Annotated in this window: 10 protein-coding genes; 1 reads left to right on the forward strand and 9 read right to left on the reverse strand. The window is 73.1% G+C overall.

Features of this window, described 5'->3' with window-relative positions:
• Positions 1 to 65: 65 nt before the first annotated feature.
• Positions 66 to 647, reverse strand: a complete 582-nt coding sequence (pyrR, locus tag ABZY33_RS15405; protein ID WP_356492047.1) for a bifunctional pyr operon transcriptional regulator/uracil phosphoribosyltransferase PyrR — start codon at positions 645 to 647, stop codon at positions 66 to 68.
• Positions 648 to 890: 243 nt separating this feature from the next.
• On the opposite strand from pyrR, the gene bldD reads away from it, so the two are divergent.
• Positions 891 to 1,391: a transcriptional regulator BldD gene (gene bldD, locus ABZY33_RS15410; RefSeq protein ID WP_338694408.1), complete on the forward strand. Its 501-nt coding sequence runs from the start codon at positions 891 to 893 to the stop codon at positions 1,389 to 1,391.
• 122 nt (positions 1,392 to 1,513) lie between these two features.
• Here bldD and ABZY33_RS15415 read toward each other — a convergent pair whose 3' ends face one another.
• The 8 genes from ABZY33_RS15415 to ABZY33_RS15450 form a co-directional block, all read right to left on the reverse strand.
• On the reverse strand, positions 1,514 to 2,962 hold the full coding sequence (locus ABZY33_RS15415) for an aminotransferase class V-fold PLP-dependent enzyme (RefSeq protein WP_356492048.1): 1,449 nt from the start codon (positions 2,960 to 2,962) through the stop codon (positions 1,514 to 1,516).
• A gap of 100 nt (positions 2,963 to 3,062) precedes the next feature.
• The gene (gene nusB, locus ABZY33_RS15420) at positions 3,063 to 3,497 is read right to left on the reverse strand and encodes a transcription antitermination factor NusB (RefSeq protein ID WP_356492049.1); all 435 of its coding nucleotides are present in this window, start codon (positions 3,495 to 3,497) and stop codon (positions 3,063 to 3,065) included.
• 2 nt (positions 3,498 to 3,499) lie between these two features.
• Complete coding sequence (gene efp, locus ABZY33_RS15425) at positions 3,500 to 4,066, reverse strand: elongation factor P (protein ID WP_356492050.1); 567 nt, start codon at positions 4,064 to 4,066, stop codon at positions 3,500 to 3,502.
• 72 nt (positions 4,067 to 4,138) lie between these two features.
• A complete protein-coding gene (locus ABZY33_RS15430; RefSeq protein WP_356492051.1) occupies positions 4,139 to 5,257 on the reverse strand; it encodes an aminopeptidase P family protein in 1,119 nt (372 codons plus the stop codon).
• Positions 5,258 to 5,628: 371 nt separating this feature from the next.
• Positions 5,629 to 6,477, reverse strand: a complete 849-nt coding sequence (locus tag ABZY33_RS15435; RefSeq protein WP_356492052.1) for a Pro-rich N-terminal domain-containing protein — start codon at positions 6,475 to 6,477, stop codon at positions 5,629 to 5,631.
• Between the two features lie 135 nt (positions 6,478 to 6,612).
• Positions 6,613 to 7,704: a 3-dehydroquinate synthase gene (gene aroB, locus ABZY33_RS15440; protein ID WP_356492053.1), complete on the reverse strand. Its 1,092-nt coding sequence runs from the start codon at positions 7,702 to 7,704 to the stop codon at positions 6,613 to 6,615.
• Positions 7,701 to 8,216 (reverse strand): shikimate kinase, encoded by a 516-nt coding sequence (locus ABZY33_RS15445; RefSeq protein WP_356492054.1) that lies wholly within the window; start codon positions 8,214 to 8,216, stop codon positions 7,701 to 7,703. The genes aroB and ABZY33_RS15445 overlap by 4 nt, the downstream gene beginning before the upstream one ends.
• The coding region (locus ABZY33_RS15450) for a chorismate synthase (RefSeq protein WP_356492055.1) at positions 8,213 to 8,464 on the reverse strand (252 nt) is incomplete at its 5' end. The genes ABZY33_RS15445 and ABZY33_RS15450, both read right to left, overlap by 4 nt.

The raw sequence follows: 8,464 nt of genomic DNA on the forward strand, positions 1-8,464 counted from the left end.
GCGGGCGCGCGAGGGCACACCGGTCGGGGCGGTCGGCCCGGTGCGGGGCGGGCGCGCGACGGTGGTTACTGCTCGGCCGCCTTGGCGTCCCGCTTGGCACCCAGCAGCACGGCGTCGCGGCCGTCCTCCTCGGCGAGCTGGACCTTGACGGTCTCCCGCAGCGACGTGGGGAGGTTCTTGCCCACGTAGTCGGCGCGGATCGGCAGTTCGCGGTGGCCGCGGTCGACGAGGACCGCGAGCTGGACGGCGCGCGGGCGCCCGATGTCGTTCAGGGCGTCGAGGGCGGCGCGGATGGTGCGGCCGGAGAAGAGCACGTCGTCGACGAGGACCACGAGGCGGCCGTCGATGCCGTCGCCGGGGATCTCGGTGCGGGCCAGTGCGCGCGGCGGGTGCATGCGCAGGTCGTCCCGGTACATCGTGATGTCGAGCGAGCCGACGGGGACGGTGCGGCCGGTGATCTCGGCGAGCTTCTCGGCGAGCCGGCGGGCGAGGAAGACGCCGCGCGTGGGAATGCCCAGGAGGACCACGTCCTCGGCGCCCTTGGCGCGCTCGACGATCTCGTGGGCGATGCGGGTCAGTACTCGCGCGATGTCCGGGCCTTCGAGGACGGACCTGGCGTCAGGGTTCTGCGTGTTCTGCGTGTCCATACGAAACGGACCCCCTTCTCCGCCTCACGGGACGGATCTTAAAGGACGTCGGATTTGCGCCACCCAGCCTATCAGCCCCCGAACGGCGCCGATCACCTCCCCGAAGGTGCGAGAACGCCCGTTTTGGGAGAGAGTCGGTACGGACCATTCGGCTTGACGCGGCCAAGTAACGCTGCGTAACCTCACAGTGAGTTACCAGCCACGCGGCGCAGCCGCACAGTGATGCAGTGTCCGGGGAGCTATATGTCCAGCGAATACGCCAAGCAGCTCGGGGCCAAGCTCCGTGCGATCCGTACCCAGCAGGGCCTTTCCCTCCACGGTGTCGAGGAGAAGTCCCAGGGACGCTGGAAGGCGGTCGTGGTCGGGTCGTACGAGCGCGGCGACCGTGCGGTCACCGTGCAGCGCCTCGCCGAGCTGGCGGACTTCTACGGGGTCCCGGTGCAGGAGCTGCTGCCCGGCACGACCCCCGGCGGCGCGGCCGAGCCGCCGCCGAAGCTCGTCCTGGACCTGGAGCGCCTGGCCCACGTGCCGCCGGAGAAGGCGGGCCCGCTCCAGCGGTACGCCGCCACGATCCAGTCGCAGCGCGGTGACTACAACGGCAAGGTGCTCTCGATCCGCCAGGACGACCTGCGCACCCTCGCGGTCATCTATGACCAGTCGCCCTCGGTCCTGACCGAGCAGCTGATCAGCTGGGGCGTGCTGGACGCGGACGCGCGGCGCGCGGTGGCGCACGAAGAGGTCTGACCGGGGCCGGTAGCGAAGAAACGTCACATCCCAAGGGGCGGAGCCGTTCGGCTCCGCCCCTTGGGATGTTCCGGGGCCCGCGCGCCGGGAGCGGCCCCGCGCGGCGCCGCCTCCCCGGCGGTTCAGATCTGGTAGAGGCGACCGATGACCTCGGGCAGCAGCCGTTCGCTCAGCCGCGGCGGCAGCGCCTGGAGGACCGCGAGCACCGGTGCCATCCGTTCGGGCAGCCGGCCGTCCGGGCCGACACCGGCCAGGGCGAGCGCCGCCGCCACCTCCTGCGGGCCGAGCGTGTCCGGGTCGAGCGCGCCGGCCGCCGCGACGAGCGCCGGGTCGACCCGTGCGGGGCCGACGGCCCGCGCGCGCACGACCGCTTTCTCCAGGTCGGCGAGGAGCAGTCCCACGGTCTCCTCGTCCGCGACGGCGGCGGTCACCGTCAGATGCAGGGTGGCCGGGGAGGCCCCGAAGGCGGGCTGCGGTTGCAGGTACCAGCCGCTCCCCCGGACCTCGTCCGCCACGACGAACACGTCGACCTCCGGGTCGGCGGCGGCGACCGCGAGCAGCGACGCCCCGGGCCGCGCGAGCAGCCGCAGCCCCGCGATCCGCTCGACGCCGTCGGCGAGGGCGCGGGTCGCCCGGTGTACACGCGTCGACAACGCGGCGTAACCCTCGGCGCCGACGCGCTCGGTCACGGCCCAGGCCGCGGCGAGCGGTCCGGCCGGTTTGGTGCCCTGGAGGGTGGAGTTGACCACGGGGTAGCCGGGCCAGGAGGCGTGTGCGAACCAGCCATGACGGCGCAGTTCGGCGTCCCGGAAAAGGAGGAGCGAGGCCCCCTTCGGCGTGTACGCGTACTTGTGGAGGTCCACCGAGAGGGAGGTCACGCCGGGGACCGAGAGGTCGAACGCGGGGATGTGCGGCGCGTCCGGCGCGAGGTGGCCGGCCCGGACCGCCGCCCGCAGGTGGCCGAGGTACCAGCCGCCGATGCAGGCGTCGACGTGGCACAGGACCCCGCGCCGGGCCGCCTCGGCCGCCACCTCCGCGACCGGGTCCATGACGCCGTGCGCGTAGGAAGGCGCCGAGACGACGGTCAGGGCGGTGCGGTCGGTGAGGGCGGCGGCCATGTCGGCGGGGCGCACCGTGAACGTGGCCGGGTCGACGGGCACGCGCACCACCCGCAGCCCGAAGAGTTCGGCGGCCTTGTGGAAGGCGGCGTGCGCCGTCTCGGGCAGGACCAGCTCGGGGTCGCACACGCCCCGCGTGCGGCGGGCGTGCTGCCGCGCCGTCAGGACCGCGAGCAGGCAGCTCTCGGTGCCGCCGCTGGTGAAGGTGCCCGCGCCGCCGCCGAGCAGCGCCGTGGCCCGCCGCACCAGGTCGTTCTCCAGCTCGACGACGCTCGGGAACGCGGTCATGTCGAGTCCGTTGACCCCGGCGAAGGCCGCCTGCGCGGCGTTCGCCAGGTCATCGAGCCCGTCGAGCCCGGAGTCGTAGACATAGGCCATGGTGCGGCCGCCGCGGACGGGGAGGTCGCCCGCGCGCAGCGCCGCGAGGCGCGCCAGGAGGGGGTCGGTCGTCATGGCCGCAACCTAGCCAGGCCCCGGGAGACGCACCAGGCCCGAAGCAGAACATTGTTCAGGTTCTGCTTCGGGCCTGCGGTGTCACGTGCGCGCCGCGGCGTTATGCCTCGTCGCGGCGGAGCGAGGGCTTCAGGTCCTTGAACCGGGCCAGAAGTCCGTTGATGAACGCCGGGGAATCGTCGGTGGAGAACTCCTTGGCGAGCGAGACCGCCTCGTCGAGGACCACGGCGTCCGGCGTTCCGTCGACCCAGATCAGCTCGTAGGCGCCGAGCCGCAGGATGTTGCGGTCGACGACCGGCATCCGGTCCAGCGTCCAGTCGACGGAGTACTGCGAGATCAGCTCGTCGATGCGGCGGGCCTTGGGGGCGTACCCCTCGACCAGCTCCATCGTGTACTCGCTGACGGGCGGCTGCTGGGGATCGCTGTGCGAGTTCTTGATCCAGTCCGCGAGGACCGTCACGACGTCGGCGCCGCGCTGGTCCGCTTCGAACAGGATCTGGAAGGCGCGCTTGCGGGCCGTATTACGGGCAGCCACGGTTAGCTGTTCACCCGGCCGAGGTAGCCGCTGTCACGCGTGTCGACCTTGATCTTCTCGCCCTGGGTGATGAAGAGCGGGACCTGGATCTGGTGCCCGGTCTCCAGCGTGGCGGGCTTGGTGCCGCCGGTGGAGCGGTCGCCCTGCACGCCCGGCTCCGTCTCCTGGATGGTGAGCTCGACGGCGGCCGGCAGCTCGACGAAGAGCACCTCGCCCTCGTGCTGGGCCACCGAGGCGTTGAAGCCCTCGATCAGGAAGTTGGCGGCGTCGCCGACGGCCTTGCGGTCGACGTGCAGCTGGTCGTAGGTCTCCATGTCCATGAAGACGAAGTAGTCGCCGTCCATGTAGGAGAACTGCATGTCGCGCTTGTCGATCGTGGCCGTCTCGACCTTGACGCCGGCGTTGAACGTCTTGTCGACGACCTTGCCGGAGAGCACGTTCTTGAGCTTGGTGCGCACGAAGGCCGGGCCCTTGCCGGGCTTGACGTGCTGGAACTCGACGACGGACCAGAGCTGGCCCCCGTCGAGCTTGAGCACCAGGCCGTTCTTGAGGTCGTTCGTGGAAGCCACGGTTGCGGAATCTCCTGGACTGACGTGGACGACCCCGGGGCAGGTGCTCGGCCGCCGGCCGGATGGCTCCGGCTAGAGCGCGAGCAGCTCCTTGGTCGTGATGGTGAGTAGCTCGGGTCCGCCGTCCGCCTCGGGGCGGACGACGAGCGTGTCATCGATACGGACACCGCCCCGGCCCGGGAGGTGGACCCCCGGTTCGACGGTGACCGGCACACAAGCGTCCAGTTTACCCATGGCCGCGGGGGCCAGTTGCGGGTCCTCGTCGATTTCGAGCCCCACCCCGTGCCCGGTCAGCTGGGCGAGCCCGTCACCATACCCCGCCGCGTCCAGTACGTGGCGGGCGGCCCGGTCCACCTCGCGGCACTCCGCGCCGGGCACCAGCGCCTCCCGGCCGGCCCGCTGAGCGGCGAAGACGTGGTCGTACAGCTCGATCTGCCACGCGGCGGGCGAGGTCCCGATGACGAAGGTGCGGCCGACCTCGCAGCGGTAGCCGCGGTAGGTGGCGCCCAGGCACACGGAGAGGAAGTCGCCCTCCTCGACCCGGCGGTCGCTGGGGCGGTGGCCGCAGCGGCCGGAGTTCGGACCGGTGCCCACGCAGGTGGGGAAGGCGGGCCCGTCCGCGCCGTGGTCGACAAGTCGACGTTCCAGCTCCAGGGCGAGGTGGCGCTCGGTGCGGCCGACGAGGATCGACTCCAGCAGTTCGCCGAGGGCCTGGTCCGCGATCTCGGCCGCGATGCGCAGGCAGGAGATCTCCTCCTCGTCCTTGACCAGGCGCAACTGCTCGACCGCCCGGTTCAGGTCGGTCAGCAGCAGACCGGGCGCGACCGAGCCGATGGCGCGGTGGCGGGCCATCGTCAGGTGGTGCTCCTCGACGGCGAGCGAGTCGGCGCCCTGGGCGAGCGCCACATCGGCGGCGGCGACGGCGGGGTCGCCCGCGGGCGCGGCCAGGAGCTGCACCCGCAGCGCCTCGTCGGGCCGGCCTTCGGCGATCTGTCCGCTCGGGGAGCGCCCGCACAGCAACACGTCGCCGCTGCCGCCGGGGTCACGGCCGAGCAGCAGCACGGCGCCCGGCGGCGCCGCGCCGGTGAGATAGCGCACGTTGGCGGAGCGCGACACGAGAGCGGCAGCGCTGCCGCCCGCTGCCGCGCGCTCTCTGAGCCGGTTCCGTCGTGCCGCGTACGCCTCTGCCATGGGGCCGAGCGTACGAGCGTGAGGCCCTGACGGCCGTTTCAGCGCGTCCGGACGGGCGTCGCCGCGGGTGTCGCCGCGGGCGAGGGCGGGTTGACCTCTGCGGCGGGCTCACGGCTGGGGCGACTCACGGCTGAGGCGGTCACGGCTGGGGCGGCTCACGGCTTCGGCGGCTCACGGTTGGGCCGGTTCACGGCTGGGGCGGGCACACCGCTCGGGCGGGCGCACCCTGCGGACGGGCTCACTGCTCGGGCGGCCTCCCCGATGAAGCGGGTGCGCCACTGCGGCGGGCGCACCACTCGGGCGGGTGCACCGCTGGGGCGGGCGCACGTAGCCGGAACCACCCCTGGCGCGGGCGCATCAGCGTGGCGGGTTCACCACTGTGGTGGGCTCGCGATGGCGCGGGCGAGTACCTCGTCCAGGACCTGTGCCGTGCCGGCCACGTCGAGCTGCGAGTTGTCGATGATGGGGAGCCCCGATCCGTACCAGCCGGCCATCCGGCCGTGGATGCGGGCCACTTCCTCGTCGCTGAGGCGGCGGTTGCCGCTGCGCTGCGCGTTGCGCTCCAGGACGATCTCCAGGCCCGGGAGGAGGACGACGGGGAGCAGGCCGGGGCCGACGTGCCGCTTCCAGCCGCCGAGGCCGACGACCGGCCGGTCGGGGAAGACGGCGTCGTCGAGGATGCAGGAGATCCCGTTCGCCAGGAAGTTGCGCGCGGCGAAGCCGCAGGTGCGGCGGGCGAGGCGGTACTGCGCCTCACTGTTGTCGTTCCACCCCGTCTGCGGGTCGGCGAAGCCGGAGCGCACCCATTCACGGACGTCGTCGAGGCTGATGTGCGCGGTCGGGACGCGGCGGCACTCCGCCCAGTACTTGGCGACGCTGGTCTTGCCCGCTCCGGCGGGGCCGATGAGCAGCACGGCGAGGGTGGTGGCGCCCGGGTCGGCGGGGGCCTGCGCGGGCGGCGGGCTCGGCACGGCGACGGGGCCGCCGGGCGGGAGCTGGACATGGCCGGTGGTCTCCCGCGCCACGGGAGCCGGCGGGCCCGGGTGCGGTGCCTGGGCCGCCTGGGGGTGCGGCGGGACCTGCGGCGGATGCGCGGCGCCCGCGAAGCCCGGGGCCCCGGGGTGCTGCTGCTGGGCCGCCGGCGCCAGGGGCCAGGGGCCGGCCGGTCCATGCCCCGGTCGATGGGGCGGTGGCAGCGGAGACCCCACTGCGTGCTGCATCCGGTGCCACTCCGTCTCGTACAACCGTCACTGGGGCGCCGGCGATCAGGGCGCTACCGAACGGTACCGTCCCCGGCCGCCGTTGTGTGAACGGCCGGGGAGGTCGCGAAGTGCCCGGGGGCCGAACAAGCGGTGCTATTCGGCCACTTCGCCGTAGGCGGCGAGGAGGACGGCGGGGTCCGGGCCCTCCAGGACGGTGGGCTTGCCGAGGCCGTCCAGGACGATGAAGCGCAGCAGGTCGCCGCGGGACTTCTTGTCGACCTTCATCGTCTCCAGGAGCTTGGGCCACTGGTCGTAGCGGTAGCTCAGCGGGAGGCCGACGGATTCCAGCACCGTGCGGTGGCGGTCCGCGGTCGCGTCGTCCAGCCGTCCGGCCAGGCGGCCGAGTTCGGCGGCGAAGTGCAGGCCCACCGCGACGGCCGCGCCGTGGCGCCACTTGTAGCGCTCGTTCTTCTCGATGGCGTGCGCGAGGGTGTGGCCGTAGTTGAGGATCTCGCGCAGCCCCGACTCCTTGAGGTCGCCGGAGACCACCTCGGCCTTGACCTTGATGGACCGCTCGATCAGCTCGGCGGCGTGCGGGCCGGCCGGGGTGCGCGCGGCGGCCGGGTCCTCCTCGATGAGCTCCAGGATGCGCTCGTCGGCGATGAAGCCGGCCTTGATGATCTCGGCGAGCCCGGACACGTAGTCGTGGACCGGCAGTGAGTCGAGGGCGGCGAGGTCGCACAGCACACCGGCCGGCGGGTGGAAGGCGCCCACCAGGTTCTTGCCCTCGGCGGTGTTGATGCCGGTCTTGCCGCCGACCGCGGCGTCGACCATGGCGAGCACGGTCGTCGGGACGGCGATCCAGCGCACGCCGCGCAGCCAGGTGGCCGCCACGAACCCGGCGAGGTCGGTGGTGGCGCCGCCGCCGACGCCCACGACGACGTCGGAGCGGGTGAAGTTCGACTGCCCGAGCGCCTTCCAGCAGTACGCGGCGACCTCGGCGGTCTTGGCCTCCTCGGCGTTGGGCACCTGGATGGCGACCGCTTCGAAACCCTGTTCGGCCAGGTCGGCGCGGAGCGCCTCCCCGGTCTCGGCGAGCGCCTCGGGGTGCACGATGGCGACCCGCTTGGCCCGGTCCCCGATCAACGAGCCCAGCTCGCCCAGGAGCTGCCGTCCGACCAGCACCTCGTACGGCTCGGTGCCGGCCGTGCCGCCGACCTGGATCCGGGTCACTTCGTCGCTCATGCCTGCTTCAACTCCAGTGCGTCGAGGACGGCCTGGGCCACCTCGTCGGGACTACGGCCGTCGGTGGCCACGACCACCGAGGCCACCTCGGTGTACAGATGCCGCCGGCCCTCCATCAGCTCGCGCCACTGCTTGCGCGGGTTGACGGCGAGCAGCGGGCGGGCCACGTTCAGGCCGGTCCGCTGGACCGCCTCCTCGACGTCCATCGAGAGGTAGACGACCCGGTGCCCGGCGAGCAGCGCCCGGGAGTCCGCGTCCAGGACGGCGCCGCCGCCCAGGGCGAGGATCCCGTCGTGGTCGGCGAGCGCGGCCGCGACGGCCGCCTTCTCCAGCGCCCGGAAGTGCGCCTCGCCGTCGTCGACGAAGATCTCGGCGATGGCCTTGCCCTGCGCGGCCACGATGTCGTCGTCGGTGTCCCGGAAGACGCAGCCGAGCCGCTCCGCGAGCATGCCGCCCACGGTCGACTTGCCCACGCCCATCGGCCCGACGAGCACGACCTGCGGGCCGCTCACCGGATCTGGAGGTGGTCGAGGTACGAGGTCACGTTGCGGCGCGTCTCGGGCACGCTGTCGCCGCCGAACTTCTCCGCGACCGCGTCCGCCAGGACCAGGGCGACCATCGCCTCGGCGACGATGCCTGCCGCCGGCACGGCGGAGACGTCGGAGCGCTGGTGGTGGGCCTGGGCCGCCTCGCCGGTGGCGACGTCGACGGTGCGCAGCGCGCGCGGCACGGTCGCGATCGGCTTCATCGCGGCGCGTAC

This window comes from Streptomyces sp. NPDC006552, from assembly GCF_040611655.1.
In the GTDB taxonomy this organism is placed as follows: domain Bacteria; phylum Actinomycetota; class Actinomycetes; order Streptomycetales; family Streptomycetaceae; genus Streptomyces.